The organism is Paenibacillus sp. EB106-05-06-XG162 (assembly GCF_058791655.1).
This window is the reverse complement of sequence record NZ_JBYTDT010000002.1, coordinates 545,678-564,615: the sequence shown is the minus strand read 5'-3', so window position 1 is coordinate 564,615 and position 18,938 is coordinate 545,678. Positions and strand designations below refer to the sequence as shown.

Below are 18,938 nucleotides of genomic sequence, written 5' to 3'. Positions count from 1 at the left end.
ACGATTTGTTATGATGTTGAATAAGGTGTCGATAAAATTAATAAGCCTTTGGAGCGCGTACTCCAAAGGCTTTTTTTATAGCCATATGCATCCCCAAGGGAGGAAGCATGAGTGAAAAAACCATGGATCATGTTAACTTCTGTAGTCGTTTTTTGCCTCACAATAGCAATTCTAGTAGCTTTTATAGTAAATCGTTATGACGATTATAAAGCACATATGTATTTAATCCCCGATGGTTATGTCGGATGGGTCGAAGTAGAATATGACCAACCTGGATATCCCGAGTTAAAGCAGGAGAAAAATGCGCTCGTCTATGAAATTCCGCCATCAGGTAAATTAATAACATCTAGTCCGAATGCTTCAGGTCCCGTTACCTACTATTATGTCCTTGCGGACGGTACCTGGAAGAGTATCCCTTTGGGTGAAAACGCCATGGTTCATCACTTTGGCACATCGTCATCAAGTACACTTCACGGCGATGGAACGAAAGTCCATACCCCTCAGACGGTCAAGTTCTTTGTCGGAACCACCGAACAATTGGATGAGGCGCAGCGCAGCAAGCCATAATCATGATGTAAAGAGCTGACCACGAGGTCAGCTCTTTTTTATCACCGTACAATCGTTCCTTATCCCCTACATCATCGCCTGTGGATCTTCCTTGCGCAAGAGCTCCTTCTTCTCCCAGCTGGCGAAGAAATCCTCCCATATCACTTGGCATCGATCTTCTTCAATGCCCATTACAATTCCAACCGTCCCGTCCGTCACGAATACGACGCGATCCCCGACCCGGAACATGGCGCTCACCCTAACCGGAAGATGATCCCGTGACCACCTTTGGGGTATACCCATTTGATATTCTCATGCGGGCATCCGATCCGGCAGCTGCCGCACTCATGACAGCCTTCATAGCCGACATGCATCCGAATGTCTTCCCACTTATACACTTCCGCAGGACAGAAAATCGTACAGATTTTATCCGGACATTTGGTCGCGCACGTATCATAATCCAGCACATGCAGATGCGAATTGGTGTCGGCCTTGAATCGGATCAAATATTGCTTCTCTTCAATCGATTGCCCTTTCGTTCCATCACTCATTTCATCACCCTCCAAGCTTGAAACAAGTCACGAGCAATTTTGATTTTATCGCCGACTGTACCGATGCCTTGCCAGATCTTCCGCTGCTTCTCCCGTTTCGAGGTTCCATCGACGGTAAACATCTGGCTCGCTGCTCGATTGATCATCGGGATATATTGCTCGAAATAGTGCGGGTATTTCTCGAAATGATGCGTTGCATCCTTATATTTCTTCAGGTCTTCCCCAACGAACGAATCCATTAACCGCTGGCGATAGACATCCAGGGACTTCTCGGAAAAGTCGCCTGTCGACTGCGCCTCGATAATCGTCTCAGCCGCAATGACACCGGAGGTCATCGCCATATTCGACCCTTCCCGATGGATGGCATTCACCATCTGTGCCGCGTCGCCAACGACGAGCACGCCATCGCCGACGATCTTCGGCATAGACCGATATCCACCCTCTGGAATGAGATGCGCCAAATACTCCTGCTGCTCCGTTCCTTGAATGTAAGGACGAATCATCGGATGCGTCTTCACATATTCCAGCAGTTCATAAGGCTTCAGCTTATGCTTGATAAGCCCAGACAGCATCGTGCCGACGCCGATATTAAGGCTATCCTTGTTCGTATAGAGCCATGCCGTGCCGAGGATCCCTTTGGTTGAGTCTCCGAAAATCTCAATCGTACAACCTTGGTCCCCCTCCAGGTTGAACCGGTCCTCGATCACTTTCTTATCGAGCTTCAGCACCTCCATCACGGCAAGCGCCACCTCATCCGGCTTGAATTCCTTGTGGAACCCAAGAGACTTCGCGAGGAGCGAATTTACCCCATCCGCAAGGACCACGACATCGGCATAAATATCGCCTTCCGGCCGATCCGTTCGAACCCCGACGACCTTACCGTCCTTCACGATACATTCGAGCGCAACCGTCTCATTAATGAGCAGTGCGCCCTGCTCTACCGCTTTATCAGCGAACCATTGGTCGAACTTCGCACGGAGCACCGTAAAGTTGTTGTAGGGCTCCTTCCCCCACTCCATCCCCTTGTAGCTGAAGGTCGTAGCAGATTCCTTATCCAGCATCATGAACCGCTGCTCCACAATCGGCCGTTCGACAGGTGCTTCCTTATAAAAACCCGGGATGACATCCTCCATCATCTTACGATAGAGTACACCGCCCATCACATTCTTCGATCCGGGATATTCCCCCCTCTCCAAGAGTAAAACGCTTACACCTTGCTTCGCTAAAGTATATGCGCATGCGGTCCCCGCTGGACCGGCGCCAACGACAATGACATCAAATTTCTCAGCCATGTTCCACCTCTTCTCGCAGCGTTTGATCGAAGGCCTCCGTTAACATCGGCACAATCTCGAATGCATCCCCCACAATGCCATAATGACAAGCCTGAAAAATAGCCGCATTCGAATCCTTATTGATCGCGATAATTAAGCCCGAGTTCTGCATGCCGACCAAATGTTGAATCGCTCCTGAGATGCCGATCGCAAAATAAATTTTCGGTGTCACCGTGACCCCTGTCTGTCCGACCTGTCGACTATGTTCAATCCAGCCCGCTTCCACCGCATCCCGACTTCCGCCAACCGAAGCGCCGATTCGCTTCGCGAACTCGCCGATCATCTCGAAGCCAGCGCGGCCGCCAAGGCCTTTGCCGCCCGCCACAATAATATCCGCTTCATCGAGTCGAACCTTCTTCACCGTATGCCTGACAATATCCAGCACCTTCGTGCGGATATCGTCTTCACGAAGTTCTACAGGCTCTTCGATGACCTCACCCGTTCGCTCAGGGTCCCGCTCCAGCGCCTTAACGACCTTCGGCCGCACCGTAGCCATCTGTGGGCGGTCCTTCTTACACAGAATCGTGGCCATAATATTGCCGCCGAACGCGGGTCGACTCGCCTCCAGCAGCCCGGTCTCGGCGTCGACATCAAGCATCGTCGTATCCGCCGTAAGGCCTGTCGCGAGGTCTGTCGCTACAGCACTCGCCAAATCTTTGCCCGTCGAGGTCGCGCCATAGAGGAAAATTTCCGGCTTATACTTCTCGACACAAGCAATAACTGCCCTCATATACGATTCTGTGCGGTAATGGTGGAATATCGGATCATCATACACATAGACCGTCTCCGCACCATAAGTGATTGCCTCTGCTGCTAGACCCTTCACGCCATCGCCAATAAGAATCCCTGATAACGGAACGCCACGTTTGTCCGCAAGCCGTCTGCCCGCGCCAAGCAATTCAAGTGAGACTGGGACAATCGCTCCATCTTTATGCTCTAGAAACACCCAAATGCCGCGATATTCTTCAATATTCATTGCACGCCTCCTTCCTCTGTGGCGCCTGACTTATGGAATAGTTCCTTCTTATTCATCAGAATACTGAATAACCGATTCACCTGCTCCTCGCTGCTCCCTTGCAGCATCTCGCCGCCCTTTGGCTTATCCGGCGGCCATACTTTGGCGACGATCGTCGGCGAGCCTTTTAGTCCAAGCTTCGTCCGATCCACGATCCCCAAATCTTCAACCGACCAAATCACCGGTTGATACCGCGCAGCTCGCATCATATTCGGTAAGGTCGAATATGGAATTTCATTAATCTCCTTCTCTACAGACAGCAAGCAAGGCAATGTCGTCTGAATCACTTCATACCCATCCTCGAGCTTCCGATGAACAACCGCATAGCCCGCTTCACGATCAAGCTCGACCACCTTATTCACACTCGTCAACGGCGGAATATCCAGCCTCCGTGCAATACCGGGACCTACCTGTCCGGTATCACCATCAATGGTCATTTTCCCGCAAATAATCAGGTCAATCGGCTCCATCGTCCCGATCTTCTCGATCGCCTTGGTGAGTGAGTAGCTGGTTGCAAGCGTATCTGCCCCAGCAAAGGCACGGTCCGTAATGAGATAGCCTTCATCGGCCCCAATCTCAATACATTTACGAATGGCTTTGACCGCTGGCGGCGGACCCATCGTGACGACAGACACCTTCCCGCCATACCTCGCTTTTAAGCGGACAGCCTCCTCCACCGCATGCGCATCGTAGGGATTGAGGATGGCCGGGGCACTGGACCGATCCATGGTGTTGGTCTTCGGGTTCATTTTAATAATTTTCGTGTCAGGTACTTGTTTGATACAAGCAACAATGTGCAGCATTTGCAGCCACTCCTTTTCACGATACATCGTCACAACTCTTCTTATCACTTTATTGTTCAACAGGCGGTTCTATACCGTTCCGCGAACAAAATAACCCCACAAAGTGACGACTTCACTACGAAGCCTATTCAAATACTTTGCGGGGGGCCCCAGTAAAACCTATAATCTCAAAAAAATCGCCCGCAAAGCCTCTATGTAAGAGCTTTACGAGCGATTCTTCTACCCAACAATGATTATGATTTGATTAACGATAAAAATTCGTTGCGCAGTGTCGAGCTGCGACGGAAGCTGCCGCGGACACCGGACGTTACCGTCTTGCTGCCCGGCTTCTTCACGCCTCGCGCGCACATGCACAAATGCTCCCCTTCCACAACAACCATTACGCCGTGCGGCTTCAGCACTTCTTCCATAATATCAGCAATTTCGGATGTAATCCGTTCTTGCACCTGCAATCGACGCGTCACCGCTTCAACGAGGCGTGCGAGCTTGCTAAGACCCGCAATTTTCCCGCTAGGGATATAACCGATATGGATCTTCCCGAAGAAAGGCGCCATATGATGTTCACACTGACTGTAGTAGACAATATCTTTGACAATGACAAGCTCTTCATGCTGCTCATCGAACGTCACACCGAGCACTTCACGCGGATCGACAGCATAGCCAGCGAAAATCTCCTCATACATCCGTGCGACCCGAGCAGGTGTCTCTAACAACCCTTCCCGCTCTACATCCTCACCGATCAATTTCAGGATTTGCTGTACATGATATTCAATCTTCTCGTGATTCTGCTGTACGTGTTCATTCACATAATCCTTTACTCCCGACAAGATGCACCCTACTTTCAATTACTTAAATTTACGCCCGCCTTTTTGACCCTTCATCATTTGCTGCGCTTGCTGCATTTGCTTATTGTTCAAGTTATAGCCCATTTGCTTCGCCATCTTCTGAAGCATTTGCGGGTCACTCTGCATCTTCGTCAATTGTCTGCGCAGATAGAACACGCCGATAATAAAACCAAGAATTAGCCCCACGATTAATGTCACAATTGGAATAACATAACTCATTCGATTAAGTCACCTCATCTATTTAGTCACATCCCAATGCTTACGCAGTCTACGCGAGCCTTGATCAGATGTATATTTGCAAATATCATAGCATGTCCACTATTCACTGACAAACGGTAAATCCGTATTTTCCTGCTCGAGTGCGAGCAAGATCTGCTTCTTATCCAACCCGCCGCCATACCCGACCAGCTTGCCGTTCATCCCTATCACTCGATGACAAGGTACAATGACCGATACCGGGTTCTTATTGTTCGCGCCGCCAACGGCACGTACCGCCTTCGGCTGGCCGATCCATTCGGCAATTTGCTTATAGGACCATGTCTCTCCATAAGGCACCTCGGTTAATGCTTGCCACACCTGCAGCTGGAACGGCGTTCCATTCATGTCTAGCGGGAGATCGAACGACTTGCGCTCACCTGCAAAAAATTGTTGTATCTGCATCACGATATCTTTCATCGCAGCATGATTGCGAATCAGCTCGGGTTCCGAATACCACCGACTTGCCCATTCCTGAATCGATGCCTCTTGATCTACGAATGCGCCGAATTCGATGCGGCATAGCCCTTGCATCGAACGTACTAACGTTAACGGCCCAATCGGCGAGTCCATCTCGGTATACAATAATGGGGTTGTATGCTGCCCTAACTTCGCTCTGGCTTGCCCAATCGCCGCAATCACATCACTGTCCGCTTCACGGTGCAGCATATCCTCTAACGCTTCCATCGATGCTTGTCCTCCGATCTTGCCGAGTGCCCAGGCCGCTGTGATGCGAAGCTCCGGTCTCGGATCTTCCTTCATTAGGGCATGCAAATGCGGAACGGCCGTGACATCCTTGAAATTCCCCAGCGCAATAATCGCATTCCGCTGAATTGGCTTCTTCCCACGCCAGGAAGATGAATTATCGCCGAACTTCGCCTTATACTCCTTGTTGCTCATCGAGAGCAGTGGAATAAGCAGCGGCTTTACAATCTCGGGATCCGGCTGCATCTCGGGATGCTGCGTCCAGTTCTTGCCCCGATTCTCCGGGCAGACGATCTGACACGTATCACAGCCATAGAGACGATTACCGATCTTAGTCATAAATTCGTCGCTGAGCACACCCTTCGTCTGGGTTAGGAATGAAATGCAGCGCTGCGCGTTGAGCTGCCCTGGGCCTACTAGCGCATTCGTGGGACACGCATCGATACATTTGGTACATTCCCCGCATCCTTCCGTCACCGGCGTGTCCGGCTCGAACGGAATATTCGTAATCATCTCGCCAAGATAGATCCACGATCCCAATTTGGGCGAAATAATCGAACAGTTCTTCGCACTCCAGCCAATGCCAGCGCGTTCTGCAACAGCCCGGTCTGAGAGTGCCCCTGTGTCGACCATGCTCTCCATGCGAGCCTCCGGCACACGTTCTGCAATGAACGCTTCCAGACGCTTCAGGCGATCCCGGAGAACATGATGATAATCCCGTCCCCAGGATGAACGCGCCAATATCCCTCGATAGGCGCCCGGCTCCGACTTCGGCGGGTCCACCAGCTTCGAAGGATAGGCAACCGCGATCGCAATGATCGACTTCGGACGGTCGAACAATAGCGCAGGTGTCGTCCGCTTGTCCAAATCCTTTTCTTCAAATCCCGATTCATAGCCCTTGGCTCGGTGGGCGATGAGTCGATCTTTAAGCGTCGTGAACGGATCCGCCGATGCAAAGCCGATGCTGTCGATGCCGAGGGAGGTTGCTGCTTCTAGGATGTCTGACTTGAGCTGTGCCCAGCGCTGCGCTTCTGATGGCGCATCGGTCTTATGTGAATCCGTCACTTCTTTCACCTCGTTGATTGTTAGAATTATGGGTTTTGCTTTTCATTTCAATAAAGGTATTAAAATTTCACTTTCAGAACCGAGAAGGTTGAATGAAACTAGAGATTGAGGAAACGGAGCGTAGGGAGAGCCTACGTGAGTACCGGAAATCTCGGTTGAATTCAAGATTCGATGCCGAATAATCCCACAGTCATGCTCCGTTATCAAAGTGAGATTTTAATACTTCCTCTAAAGCCAGGTGATTTTATTGAAGGGCCATATGATGAGGTCAGCCCTCCCAATAATAAGGTCCCGCTTCACCGGTCCGAACCGCCGACTATCCTTGCTCTTCTCATGATGCCGGTTATCCCCCAGCACGAAATACTCATCCTTTTCCAAAAACGTATGCACAGGCTTATCATCTTCAATCCAAATATCCGTGTAGCCCTCTGATTGAACTACGCCGTTCACAAACAGCTTACGGTCACGAATTTCGATCTCATCTCCCGGAATCGCAACAACGCGCTTCACAAGGAACTGTCTGCCCACATCTAGTGAAGGATCTTGCAGAATAACGACTTCACCGCGCTTCGGCTCTGCGAAGGCGTATACAATTTTATCGACAAACAACCGATCTTGATCATGCAGCGTGGGCTGCATCGACTCCCCTTTCACCTTTGACAAATTAAATACATACGTCTGCAGCAGTACCACGAGCACAGCCGCAATAATTAAGGCATTGAGCCAATCCCTGACCACCAGCTTCCATCTGCGCGGAGGCACTGTCAGCGTCTTCGGCGGCTCATTTCCCGTCGGTAACAAGTTATCCATAGGCTCTTACTCCTTGGCGAAATGTTGTCTCCATGCATTGTAATACGACACCACGAGACCGTCTTGAAAGGGAGCCTTCTTATTCTGGATGCGATCTAACAGCTGCGAGAGGCCCGTGGCCACTTTTTGATCTACAATCTCAGGGTAGTGATAACTTGCCTTATGCCGCTCATATTCATCACGGTCTACAATATCTATATGCCCGCTTGCGTAAAGTACAACATCCAAATCGTAATCGATATACGTCACGACGTCTTTGGCCAGATAAGGCGGTGAGGCAATATTGCAATAATAGCGCACACCCGTCTCTTCAATTAAGGCCACAATATTGTACCACGCACCCGGGATAAAAAAAGAAACCGCGGGAACCTTGCTCATCCACTGCTTACCGTCGGCTTCCTGAATAGGCGTCTGACAATTGATTAACACGACCATACCTTCGCGCTGATGCTCAGGATCGAGGAACTCCTGGGGTACAAGCCAATTCTCTAGCCACTGCCGATGTAAATGTCCATTGTGCTTGAAACTTTTGATTAATGTAGGAGTATACGTTAGATTCTTCATAATAATAGAAAAGCATATCTTTCCACCATTTGCAATGGCGTGGAAAGATATGCCCTATAAAGGATGATTCCCGTAATTAACCCGTTACAATACGGAGTTTCTGAAATGCTTGAAGAACATTCGTTACGTCAAATCCCATCGATGCGAACAGCGGTAATATCGGTTCGTTATGCTCGTCCCCCGCGATGCAAATTTTGGATACGTTGCGGCCTTGGAAACGCTGCTGCATCGAGGTAATCAGCGATTTGCCGACACCTTGTCCACGGTAAGAAGGATGAACAGCCAGTCTGTAATAGCATCCCTGGTTATTATCGATCGTTCCAATAATGGCGCCCTTGATTACATCGTCTTCTTGGTGGATCAGTACAAGATCGCTATCCCATGATAACTGCCTTGCAAAAGCCTCCATCGTCTGCTCGTAACATAAATCCGACAGCGACTCTTCAAATAGCTGAGTCACACGCATATAATCCGACAACTGAAAGGAACGAACCTGCATACTTCAATCTCCTTTATTATTAAACTGTACTGCTCCGTGCTTCCTGAAAAAACATATTGTTATAATACAACAAAATTCGCGGAAAATCTTCTATTTTCTTAACAAAATCTACAATAAACTTGATATTACTCCGTATATCTCGTGAAAGCGCTTAAACTTAAGCGCTTTCAAAATATACCAAAAATCGACTTTGGAGCTAGAGCCCCAAGGGGTTTCTCTTCATCCAAGTACGCTACCGCTCACGGATCGTATTTTTTTGAGTGGAAGAAGTTCACAACGCCCTCTCGACTTTACATACATAAATGTTGATTTATTATGTTAAATAGGTTTTAATAAAGAAGTGAAACTACATATTTACGGGAGGGTATTTAACGATGGCACATCAATTACCAGCACTACCTTATGCAAACAATGCACTTGAGCCACACATCGACGAAACAACAATGATGATTCACCACGATCGTCACCATAACACGTATGTAACGAACTTGAACGCAGCACTGGAGTCTGCTCCTGAGCTTCAAAGCAAAAGCGTTGAAGATCTAATCGCTGATTTGAGCAGCGTTCCTGAAGCAATCCGCACAGCAGTTCGCAACAATGGTGGCGGACATGCGAACCACTCCTTGTTCTGGGAGACAATCGCACCAAACGCTGGCGGCGCTCCAACTGGCGCACTTGCTGATGCAATCAACAATGAGCTTGGCGGCTTCGATAAGTTCAAAGAAGATTTCGCAAAAGCAGCAACAACTCGCTTCGGCAGCGGCTGGGCATTCCTTGCACTATCCAAAGAAGGCAACTTGAAAGTATACAGCTTGCCTAACCAAGACAGCCCGATCATGGATGGCGAAACACCATTGCTTGGTCTTGATGTATGGGAGCATGCTTACTACTTGAAATATCAAAACAAACGTCCGGACTACATCGCAGCATTCTGGAACGTTGTGAACTGGGAAGAAGTTGGCAAACGTTACACAGCAGCGAAATAAAGCAATTCGCACGTAAAAAGCTCGACCTCTGCGCTAGCGCAAAGGTCGAGCTTTTTTTCTTCATGAGATATGAATTTCCTTGAAGTACGCACGCAGAATACGAATGAACACATTCGGGAATGCGAGCTCATCCATATCCTTCTCTTCAATATATCGATAAGATTCAGGCAGAGAAGAGTTATCGGGCAGCTTCGATGCACAACGGTATACTCTCAAATGCCAATGAATATGGCTGAAGATATGATCCGCTTCCATCACGAAGTCATCTGGCACCATGGCGATACCTTCCTCATGCATCGCGCCTCGCAGCATATCCATCTGAACGGGGTCATCGGCACCGGCAAGCGCGGCTTGCTGTGGGGCAAGAATATGCGGCAGCTCCCACATCCGGGCAAGCAATCCTTCCGCAGGACGCTGACGCACGATCACTTTGCCTGCATTCGCCCCCGTCCCTTCGATAATCGCGACAGATCGATACTCAGGACGCGGCGGCTTCGCTTTTGTCTTCACGGGCAACGATTCCTCCATGCCTGCGATCCGGCCCGCGCAATGCGCCATAACAGGGCAAGTCAGACATTGCGGTGATTTCGGTGTACAGACGAGCGCACCTAGCTCCATCAACGCTTGATTGAAATTCGACGCTTCCCCTTCTGGGATGAGCTCGACGACCAACCCTTCCATAAAGGCACGTGTGCTCCCTTTCATAATGTCTTCTTCGATGAGGAAATATCGCGATAACACCCGCATGACATTGCCATCGACTGCAGGCTCTGGCTGATTATAAGCAATACTGAGCACCGCTCCAGCTGTATAAGGGCCTACGCCTTTCAGGCCTGAGATTTCTTTCTTCGTGGCAGGAACCTCTCCACCATACTGCTCCTTCACTTCACGCGCTGCGGATTGGAGATTGCGAGCACGGGAGTAATAACCAAGTCCTTCCCAGCTCTTGAGCACGTCTTCTTCCGGCGCATCCGCTAACGCTTCAATCGACGGAAAACGATCAATAAATCGGTGAAAGTAAGGAATGACGGTATCGACACGTGTCTGCTGCAGCATAATTTCGGAGACCCAAATATAATAGGGATTGCGATGGCGGCGCCAAGGCAAGTCTCTTTTGTACAAGTTATACCATGCGAGCAGCTCGCGGCTAAAATAATGTTTGGCTTCAATAGATGATTGCATAATTTCTATAAAAACTCCTTTTATGCGAGGTAAATGAATTTAGATTGAACAAGTGGTGTCATTTTCCTCCGTAGGCTTGTAGGGTACTCCCTACTAACCTATACTGATTGTAAGATCTATACATGGAGGGAAACCCTGTGACATTACATAGCAAATTACGTACGATCGGTGCATCCGTCATACTCTGTACGGCTCTCCTCGTCCTCTCCGCATGCGGCGCAAGCGGTGGAACGACGAAGAACGAAGTGGCCCTTGAAGGACCTGAAGAGACCGTTACCCTATTCAAGCAAAAATGTATGAGCTGCCATGCAGCGGACTTGACGGGACGTATGGGTGCCGATACCAACTTAACGAAGGTTGGCGCGAAAATGACCAAAGATGAGATTGTCACGCAAATTGCCGAAGGCAGCAACAAAATGCCTGCATTTAAGAAAATGCTTGAAGAGCAGGAAATTGAACAGCTGGCTGACTGGTTATCGACCAAAAAATAACTGCGTGTTATTTCGGGTTCGGGCAGGCTCTCAAGCGTAAGCTTGACTGTCCTCCCGGCGTTCGACAATCGCCATGGCCGATGCAAGCGATCGCTGATGTGTAATACTAATATGAATCGTGTAGCAGGGCTCGTCCATCCATAGTCTGCTCCACGCTTCCTGCGAGAGTGTACAGCCAGGCTTGCCGAGCGCATCCGGTAAAATCTCAATATCCGTAAACCCGACCTTTTCTCCAATCCCGCAGCCCAGCGCTTTGACGACAGCTTCCTTCGCAGCGAATCGACCCGCCACGAATTCAATGATCCTGCCTCCACGCTCCAATGCCAGATCACGCTCCGCATCCGTTAGCACCTTATGCAAGAACCGTTCCCACGAGGACCGCTCACGCATATCTGCAATCCGTTCGATTTCTAGAATATCGTGACCCATTCCAACGATCATGCTGATCCCCCTTGATTTCCGACGTAATGAACTATTACATGCGTCTCATTATAGCAGAATGCGAATTCGATGCCTATTTGCAACCAGAAACGCCCCCTCTCCATCCTCGTTTCCATCCGTATCCGATGCACAAGCGATCTTGCAAAGAACCGTACAGAGGATTAAGCTTGAACATGGACTCGTCATTTGTCTTGTATCGGATAGGAGGTTACAACAACATGGAATCACAATATAAGAAAGAACTGCTCGCGAAGGATCGCCAATATGTATGGCATCCGTTCACGCAAATGAAAGATTATGCCGAGCAGGATCATCTATTGATCACACGCGCTCAAGGTATCGAACTCTTCGATGCCGAGGGCAAAGCTTACTACGACACGGTGTCCTCATGGTGGTGCAATGTGCACGGACACGGCAATCCGCGTATCAAAGCAGCCATCCAGCGTCAGCTCGACCAATTCGACCACATCATGTTCAGCGGTCTGACGCATCAGCCCGGTATCGAGCTTGCAGAGCAGCTGGTACATATCACACCTGAAGGACTAAGTAAGGTCTTCTATTCTGACAACGGCTCGACGGCTGTCGAAGTCGCCATCAAGATGTCCTTCCAGTATTGGCAGCAAATCGGTCGTCCGTCGAAGACAGGCTTCGTCTTCATGGAGAACAGCTATCACGGCGATACGATCGGTGCCGTCAGCGTCGGCGGCGTTGATCTGTACCACGCGATGTTCAAGCCGCTGCTCTTCGGCGCGCATCGCGTACCTTCACCGGACGTGCGCGTGCTCGGCAGCGCACGGACACCTGAGCGCGAAGCCGCCCTCGTGGCGGACGCGCTGGAAGCCGTGCGCGCGCTGTTCCAGGAGCGCGCGGACACCCTAGCGGGAATCATCGTGGAACCGATGATTCAAGCGGCTGGCGGCATGGTGATCTACCCCGCCGCCTATCTTGCAGGACTGCGCGAACTCTGCGCGCAGTACGATGTCCACCTCATAGCTGATGAGGTGGCCACAGGGTTTGGGCGAACCGGCACGATGTTCGCCTGCGAGCACGCGGGCATTAGCCCCGACATCCTTTGCGTCAGCAAAGGATTGACGGCGGGCATGATGCCCCTCGCGGCGACGCTGTGCCGCGAAGAGATCTATGCGGCGTTCTATGACGATTACGCCACGCAGAAGACGTTCTTCCACGGCCACAGCTTCACGGGGAACCCTGTCGCTTGTGCCGTCGCCTTAGAGAGCCTTCGCTTGTTCGAAGAAGAAGGCGTCCTCGAACAATCCCATCGGGCAGCCACTGAACTATCATCGCAGCTCCGTGTATTCGCGGCATTGCCGCAAGTCGCCGACGTACGCCAGATCGGCATGATTGCCGCGATGGATTTATATCAGGATGCAGCCAGCCGCACACCTTTCGAATCCGGGACGCGCATCGGCAATCGCATCTATCAGGCAGGGCTCGAAGAAGGATTAATCCTCCGCCCACTCGGCGATACGATCTATTACTGGCTTCCGCTCAGTACGACGCCAGAGCAAGTTGTAGAGATTACCGAACGCACCTTGCGCGTATTCCAACGTGTGTTGGGTTCATAATTCGAATATAAATTGTCATATCGAGAGAGAGTGAGGAACCGACCCATGATTCGTCCGCTTCAATTGGGCATCATGATTAGCTTGACGATTGCCGGGCTACTGCTCGCCTATTTCATGCACATTCCGTTAGCGTTTGGCTTCCTGCTCGGCCTTGGATCGCTGATCTTCTTCACGATCCAGGCCGGTACATCCTGGAGCTCGCTGGGGCGGAGCATCAAGTCAGGCGTTCTGCATACCAAAGAGGTAGTCTGGATTCTCCTCTTCGTCAGTCTTATCATTCCGGCTTGGACGGAGAGCGGCACCATCCCTTACCTCATCGAGCAAGGGCTGCAGTTGATTGACCCCACATACTTGGTCACACTCTCCTTCGTCTTCTGTGCGGTTGTCTCGATGATTCTAGGCACGTCAACGGGCACGCTTAGTGCTATTGGCATACCGCTTATCGGGATGGGGGCGGTGCTTCAAATCCCGCTCCCTCTGCTCGCAGGAGCTTTGGTCTCTGGCGTATTCGTCGGCGACCGGACCTCTCCCTTTTCCAGTGCCCATCAATTGCTCGCCAGTTCGACTGGCACGACGGTCCGTAAGCAATATCCGAAAATGATGCCAACGACGATAGCAGCTGTGCTATGTTCGCTAGCCTTTTATTGGATCTTTGACCTACGAGGGGATTGGAATGCACAGCATGTCACCATGCCGACGACGAATTTCAGCGCCCATTTTGAGTTGTCCCCCTGGCTCTTGATCCCTGTGATCATCCTGCTCGGGGCGAATGTATTCCGTCTCAAGACGAAGTACGCGTTCCTCCTGTCCATCGCCGCCAGCATCGTCGTTGGTACCTGGCTGCAGCAGGTCTCCTTCGTCGACTGGCTCCATTCCTTATGGAGTGGATACAATCTCGCTGAACTGCCTTCCCTTCATACCAAAGGCATGCTTCAAATGCTGGACTTGGTCCTGCTGATCGCACTAGCTGGAGCGTATAACGGGATATTGGAGAAAACCGGCACGTTACAACCTTACATGGAGAAAATATTAGGCACAGCACCATCCATGGCCTCAGGTACGCTGCGAACCGGTTTGTTCGGCATCATCTTAGGCTTGCTATCCTGTACCCAAACGCTGCCAATCATGATGACCGGACGGAATCTTCTCCCGCTCTGGGAGCGAAAATTCCCACGTGAGCACCTATCCCGTGTCATCGCAGACACGGCGCTCATTGCAGCCGCTATGATTCCTTGGAATCTGCTCGCTGTGCTGTGCGGCACCATTATCGGCATCCCAATCGCTTCGTATGTGCCCTATGCGATTTTCCTATGGAGCCTGCCGCTCCTTACGGTGATCACTTCATGCATCATCGATCTGGTCAACAAGAAACGGATTACCTCATCACGCCAAAACGAGCTATCCCAGTAAAGGATAGCTCGTTCTTTTTTTCTTTCTCTATCATACAAAATTACTCAGCGCTCATTCCCGTCTCGCCCTTCCGATTCGGCGCTTGGAACTTGCTGTTGCCAATGCTTAGCGCGACAAGGACACCAATCACAGCAACACACAGACTTAGAATGAAGCCTTGATTAATCGCAGATCCCATGGAATCGCGCAAGAAGCTTAAGATGGTCGCTGGAATTTTATCTGTCGCATGCATTAACACTTCCGGATTCGCTAGCGTATTAATTTGTCCCGCTGGAATATGATTTTGGGCTGCTCCCTGCTCGATAAATCCCTTGAGCTGATGATTAACGATCACCGCCATCACCGATGCGCCCATCACGCCGCCGATGTTGCGCCAGAAGCCAACGATGGATGAGCTAACGCCCATATAACGCGGATCGACGCTGTTCGCCATCGCATTCTGCCCAATACTCATCATCGGGCCAATCGCGCCGAACCCAAGTAGAATCATGATCAGGATCATCTCGAAGTTACCGATCTGACGCGATGCTGTAATTAGCAGAATTGACGTCGCTACGCCGAATAGCATCGAAATCGTCATCAACGTACGATATTTGAACTTCATCATGAGCATCCCGCTCACGATCGTCCCGCATATCATCGAAGCCATCATCGGGGTTAAGACGCTATTCGTATTCGCATGATTGAGCACCGCGACCGAGAAAATCGGTAAATACGTAATCGCGCCGAACATCATCACGCCTTGGCAGAAGCTGATAATACTCGTGCCGAGCACCACTCGATTCCGGAAAATTTCAAGCGGAAGGACAGGCTCCTCTGCTCGCTTCTCTACCTGAATGAATGCGATTAAACCGATTAGCCCTACAGCGAAAAGACCAAGAATTTGCCACGAGCTCCATGCATAATCCTTACCGCCCCATTCCATCGCGAGCATTACCGAGAGACAAGTCATGACGAGGAGAAACGTGCCTAAATAATCGACTTTCGGCTTCCGTTCCGAACGCGTCTCCTTCAGCGCGAACAATAAGACGAGGAACGATGCAATCCCGATCGGCAGATTAACGTAGAAGCACCATCGCCATCCCCAATGCTCGGTAATGAAGGTGCCAAGCTGCGGTCCTGCGACGGAGGACAGACCGAAAATCCCTGCCATTACGCCGCTTAACTTCGCGCCATCCTTCGGATCTTTGAAGATCGTGAATATGATCGTAAAGCTAATCGGAAAAATCGCCCCTGCGCCAATCCCTTGAAGCGCGCGGAACCAAATCAACTGATCCATGCTCTGTGCAACGCCGCATAATGCGGAACCCAAGATGAACAAGCCGATCCCAATGAGATAAAATAGCTTGCGCCCGAATAAATCCGACATTTTCCCAAGGACCAGCATCGTGCTCGTCGTCGCTAACATGTACGCCGTGAATACCCAAGATAACTGGCTGAAGCCTCCGAAATCGTCAAGAATTTTGGCAATGCTCGCCGAGACAATCGTGTTGTCGAGGGAAGACATTAATAGTCCTAATGCCATCGCCAGAATAATGAGTCCTCTTTTTTGTTTGGAAAAATCCATCGGTTCTCCCACTCCTCTAATTCTTTTTCTACGCTTCTAATGCACGAATTTCTCGAAGCCCCTTCTTCAGGAACTGAATCGCATGGGCGAGTGACTCCATCCCATATTCCGCACATAATCGCTTCGTAGGGCTGCACAACTTTGCAAACTCCTGATACCCGCTGCTAAGCTGCTGATACTGTTGTTCCTTCTTGTCAATTTCGCTCTCAAACCATCCAATCACCACTTCCTTGTCGACAAATTCACCAAAAAACATGCGCATCAATAAATCGGAACGGAAGCTCTCGGGCTCAATCTCGCTATGCAGATACTGCATGAACGCAGTACGTCCCTGCGCCGTAACCGCATAGACATTCTTGTTAGGCTTCCCCTCCTGTACTACACTCTCCTTCGTAATCAGTCCATCCTTCTCCATCCGACTGAGGGTAGGATAGATAGTTCCATAACTTGCATCATAGAAATAAGAAAATACACTCTGAAATACTTGCTTCATATCGTATCCCGACATTGGGCCCTTGAGCAGCATCCCGAGAATAACATCCTGACTGTTCATTTCTGTCCCTCCGCATACATGATCTGTAATTTATTTCCTTCCTGCTGGAGATAATATATCACTTCGATATATATCAAGTCAATATATAATTCTCGCTTACCAATCCATTCACAACAAAAAAACCACCGACCTGAGGTCGATGGTTCCTACGCCAATCTCATATTCAATTTAAATCCCCGGAATCGCAGAGCGCTTATGCTCGGTCTTCAAATACTGCTTCTCCAGCTTTTCGCGTGCCGCTTGTGGAATGTCCTTCCCTTCGAGGTAATCGCTGTTCTCATCATACGTGATCCCAAGCTCGCCCTCGTCTGTCTGGCCTTCCCATAATCCTGCGGTTGGTGCTTTATCCAGTACGCTCTTCGGCACTCCGATATGTGCTGCAAGCTCGCGAACTTGGCGTTTGTTGAGCGTGCTCAGCGGCGTAATATCAACGGCGCCATCACCCCACTTCGTATAGAAGCCGGTAATCGCCTCCGAAGCATGATCTGTTCCAACCACGAGCAAGTTCAGGTCAAAAGCAAGCGCATATTGCACGACCATCCGTGTCCGCGCTTTAACATTGCCTTTGCCAGGAATGCTAATATGACGATGGATACTTAACGCTTTGAACGCATGCTCCGTCTCAAGCGCGATCTCATTGACGGCATCTTCAATATTCGTCTCCACCGTATGCTTCAGGTTGAATGCCTTCGCCACTTCATAGCTGTGGTCGATGTCTTCCTGTGTGCCATAAGGCTGGAATACCCCGAGGGTCATATATTCGCGCCCTGTCTCCTGGCTGAGCTCGTCTGTTGCTTGTTTACATAGTCCTGCAACCACGGCACTGTCGATCCCGCCGCTAATCGCAATCAGAAGCCCTGTTACGCCTGACTTCGTTACGTACTCCTTCAGAAAATCTACCCGCTTCCGAACTTCTTCCTCTACTCGAATGGAAGGCTTGACTCCAAGCCGTTCAATGATCTCCTGCTGCAAACTCATGTCGACACCGCCTTATTCTAAGTTAAGTGTTCTTATGTACTTCATTAACCATATTAAAATCCCCGCCGTTCACGAGTAACGACGGGGAAGCATCTTATTTGCAGAAACGATCAAATGCTGCCGTCAATTCAGCCGCAATGTCATCTGCACCACGGTTCTCAATGCTATGACGTTCAACGAAATGAACCAATTCGCCATCCTTCAATAGCGCGATCGAAGGGGATGAAGGAGGATAAGGCAATAAGTACTCACGTGCTTTGGCAGTCGCTTCTTTATCTTGCCCTGCGAATACCGTGAATAAGTTATTCGGTGTTACCTCATGCTGCAACGCTTTTGCAACACCTGGTCTACATTGGCCTGCTGCGCAGCCGCATACGGAGTTAATCACGAGAAGCGTTGTACCTTTCGCAGTCGGTAATTTTTCTTCAACCGCCTCCGGTGTTGTTAATTCTTCAATTCCAACGCGAGTAAGATCGTCTCGCATCGGTTGAACCATATCTTTCATATATCGATCAAAAGACATTGACATTTGCTTTCACTCCTTACGAATTCTTAGCAACAAACTTATTATTGCTACCCTTTATTATACATTCATAAAGAATGAAAGCAAGGGAAAACCCTTGCTTCACAAGGCTGAGATACGCCAATTGGCGCTCCCTCTTCATGTGATTAGGTAGCCGGACGATTTGGGCTGTCCACGTCCGTTTTCTTATCCATTCCATCTTGGGAAGGTTTGTACGGACCTGCATTCCGAT

22 protein-coding genes are annotated in these 18,938 nt (G+C 50.0%); 5 read left to right on the top strand and 17 right to left on the bottom strand.

The genetic code is table 11. The features are described from left to right. Nucleotides 1-111 precede the first annotated feature (111 nt). Nucleotides 112-567, top strand: coding sequence for a DUF6843 domain-containing protein (locus AC3WU2_RS08380; RefSeq protein WP_492453089.1), 456 nt, complete (start codon nt 112-114; stop codon nt 565-567). 66 nt (nt 568-633) lie between these two features. On the opposite strand, the gene AC3WU2_RS08375 is transcribed toward AC3WU2_RS08380, so the two are convergent. From AC3WU2_RS08375 to AC3WU2_RS08325, 11 genes are all read right to left on the bottom strand, one after another. Beyond that, complete coding sequence (locus AC3WU2_RS08375; RefSeq protein WP_018754885.1) at nt 634-795, bottom strand: hypothetical protein; 162 nt, start codon at nt 793-795, stop codon at nt 634-636. A 5-nt stretch (nt 796-800) separates the two neighbouring features. Next, nucleotides 801-1,097 (bottom strand): ferredoxin family protein, encoded by a 297-nt coding sequence (locus tag AC3WU2_RS08370; RefSeq protein WP_018754884.1) that lies wholly within the window; start codon nt 1,095-1,097, stop codon nt 801-803. After that, nucleotides 1,094-2,389, bottom strand: a complete 1,296-nt coding sequence (locus AC3WU2_RS08365; RefSeq protein ID WP_492453086.1) for an FAD-dependent oxidoreductase — start codon at nt 2,387-2,389, stop codon at nt 1,094-1,096. The genes AC3WU2_RS08370 and AC3WU2_RS08365 overlap by 4 nt, the downstream gene beginning before the upstream one ends. After that, nucleotides 2,382-3,404: an electron transfer flavoprotein subunit alpha/FixB family protein gene (locus AC3WU2_RS08360; RefSeq protein ID WP_492453084.1), complete on the bottom strand. Its 1,023-nt coding sequence runs from the start codon at nt 3,402-3,404 to the stop codon at nt 2,382-2,384. The genes AC3WU2_RS08365 and AC3WU2_RS08360 overlap by 8 nt, the downstream gene beginning before the upstream one ends. Next, nucleotides 3,401-4,246, bottom strand: coding sequence for an electron transfer flavoprotein subunit beta/FixA family protein (locus AC3WU2_RS08355; RefSeq protein WP_492453213.1), 846 nt, complete (start codon nt 4,244-4,246; stop codon nt 3,401-3,403). Before AC3WU2_RS08355 ends, AC3WU2_RS08360 begins: the two co-directional genes overlap by 4 nt. A 233-nt stretch (nt 4,247-4,479) precedes the next feature. Next, nucleotides 4,480-5,073, bottom strand: coding sequence for a GTP cyclohydrolase I FolE (gene folE / locus AC3WU2_RS08350; RefSeq protein WP_026263705.1), 594 nt, complete (start codon nt 5,071-5,073; stop codon nt 4,480-4,482). Between the two features lie 18 nt (nt 5,074-5,091). Beyond that, nucleotides 5,092-5,310: a YneF family protein gene (locus AC3WU2_RS08345; protein WP_492453081.1), complete on the bottom strand. Its 219-nt coding sequence runs from the start codon at nt 5,308-5,310 to the stop codon at nt 5,092-5,094. Between the two features lie 99 nt (nt 5,311-5,409). Beyond that, entirely contained in the window at nt 5,410-7,116 is a 1,707-nt protein-coding gene (gene queG, locus AC3WU2_RS08340) for a tRNA epoxyqueuosine(34) reductase QueG (protein WP_492453079.1), read from the bottom strand. A 228-nt stretch (nt 7,117-7,344) separates the two neighbouring features. After that, complete coding sequence (gene lepB, locus AC3WU2_RS08335; protein ID WP_492453077.1) at nt 7,345-7,926, bottom strand: signal peptidase I; 582 nt, start codon at nt 7,924-7,926, stop codon at nt 7,345-7,347. Nucleotides 7,927-7,932: 6 nt separating this feature from the next. After that, a complete protein-coding gene (locus tag AC3WU2_RS08330) occupies nt 7,933-8,490 on the bottom strand; it encodes a DUF402 domain-containing protein (protein WP_492453075.1) in 558 nt (185 codons plus the stop codon). Nucleotides 8,491-8,566: 76 nt separating this feature from the next. Next, nucleotides 8,567-8,989 (bottom strand): GNAT family N-acetyltransferase, encoded by a 423-nt coding sequence (locus AC3WU2_RS08325; RefSeq protein ID WP_492453073.1) that lies wholly within the window; start codon nt 8,987-8,989, stop codon nt 8,567-8,569. A 374-nt stretch (nt 8,990-9,363) separates the two neighbouring features. On the opposite strand from AC3WU2_RS08325, the gene AC3WU2_RS08320 reads away from it, so the two are divergent. Further along, the gene (locus AC3WU2_RS08320) at nt 9,364-9,975 is read left to right on the top strand and encodes a superoxide dismutase (protein ID WP_018754874.1); all 612 of its coding nucleotides are present in this window, start codon (nt 9,364-9,366) and stop codon (nt 9,973-9,975) included. Between the two features lie 60 nt (nt 9,976-10,035). Here the strand turns inward: AC3WU2_RS08320 and mutY are convergent, their stop codons facing one another. Then, nucleotides 10,036-11,157, bottom strand: coding sequence for an A/G-specific adenine glycosylase (gene mutY / locus AC3WU2_RS08315; RefSeq protein WP_492453070.1), 1,122 nt, complete (start codon nt 11,155-11,157; stop codon nt 10,036-10,038). Between the two features lie 137 nt (nt 11,158-11,294). On the opposite strand from mutY, the gene AC3WU2_RS08310 reads away from it, so the two are divergent. Continuing rightward, nucleotides 11,295-11,648, top strand: a complete 354-nt coding sequence (locus AC3WU2_RS08310) for a c-type cytochrome (protein WP_492453068.1) — start codon at nt 11,295-11,297, stop codon at nt 11,646-11,648. 30 nt (nt 11,649-11,678) lie between these two features. Here AC3WU2_RS08310 and acpS read toward each other — a convergent pair whose 3' ends face one another. Beyond that, a complete protein-coding gene (gene acpS, locus AC3WU2_RS08305; protein ID WP_492453066.1) occupies nt 11,679-12,089 on the bottom strand; it encodes a holo-ACP synthase in 411 nt (136 codons plus the stop codon). A 218-nt stretch (nt 12,090-12,307) separates the two neighbouring features. Between acpS and bioA the strand changes: the two genes are divergently transcribed. Beyond that, nucleotides 12,308-13,675 carry an adenosylmethionine--8-amino-7-oxononanoate transaminase gene (gene bioA, locus AC3WU2_RS08300; RefSeq protein ID WP_492453064.1) on the top strand — a complete coding sequence of 456 codons (1,368 nt, stop codon included), beginning with the start codon at nt 12,308-12,310 and terminating at the stop codon, nt 13,673-13,675. 45 nt (nt 13,676-13,720) lie between these two features. Beyond that, a complete protein-coding gene (locus tag AC3WU2_RS08295) occupies nt 13,721-15,085 on the top strand; it encodes a Na+/H+ antiporter NhaC family protein (protein WP_492453061.1) in 1,365 nt (454 codons plus the stop codon). A 40-nt stretch (nt 15,086-15,125) separates the two neighbouring features. Here the strand turns inward: AC3WU2_RS08295 and AC3WU2_RS08290 are convergent, their stop codons facing one another. From AC3WU2_RS08290 to AC3WU2_RS08275, 4 genes are all read right to left on the bottom strand, one after another. Continuing rightward, entirely contained in the window at nt 15,126-16,652 is a 1,527-nt protein-coding gene (locus tag AC3WU2_RS08290) for an MDR family MFS transporter (RefSeq protein WP_492453059.1), read from the bottom strand. Between the two features lie 28 nt (nt 16,653-16,680). Continuing rightward, the gene (locus AC3WU2_RS08285; protein WP_492453057.1) at nt 16,681-17,205 is read right to left on the bottom strand and encodes a helix-turn-helix transcriptional regulator; all 525 of its coding nucleotides are present in this window, start codon (nt 17,203-17,205) and stop codon (nt 16,681-16,683) included. 168 nt (nt 17,206-17,373) lie between these two features. Then, complete coding sequence (gene nadE, locus AC3WU2_RS08280; protein ID WP_492453054.1) at nt 17,374-18,183, bottom strand: NAD(+) synthase; 810 nt, start codon at nt 18,181-18,183, stop codon at nt 17,374-17,376. A 94-nt stretch (nt 18,184-18,277) separates the two neighbouring features. Next, entirely contained in the window at nt 18,278-18,712 is a 435-nt protein-coding gene (locus AC3WU2_RS08275; protein ID WP_379344774.1) for a BrxA/BrxB family bacilliredoxin, read from the bottom strand. Nucleotides 18,713-18,938: the final 226 nt, after the last annotated feature.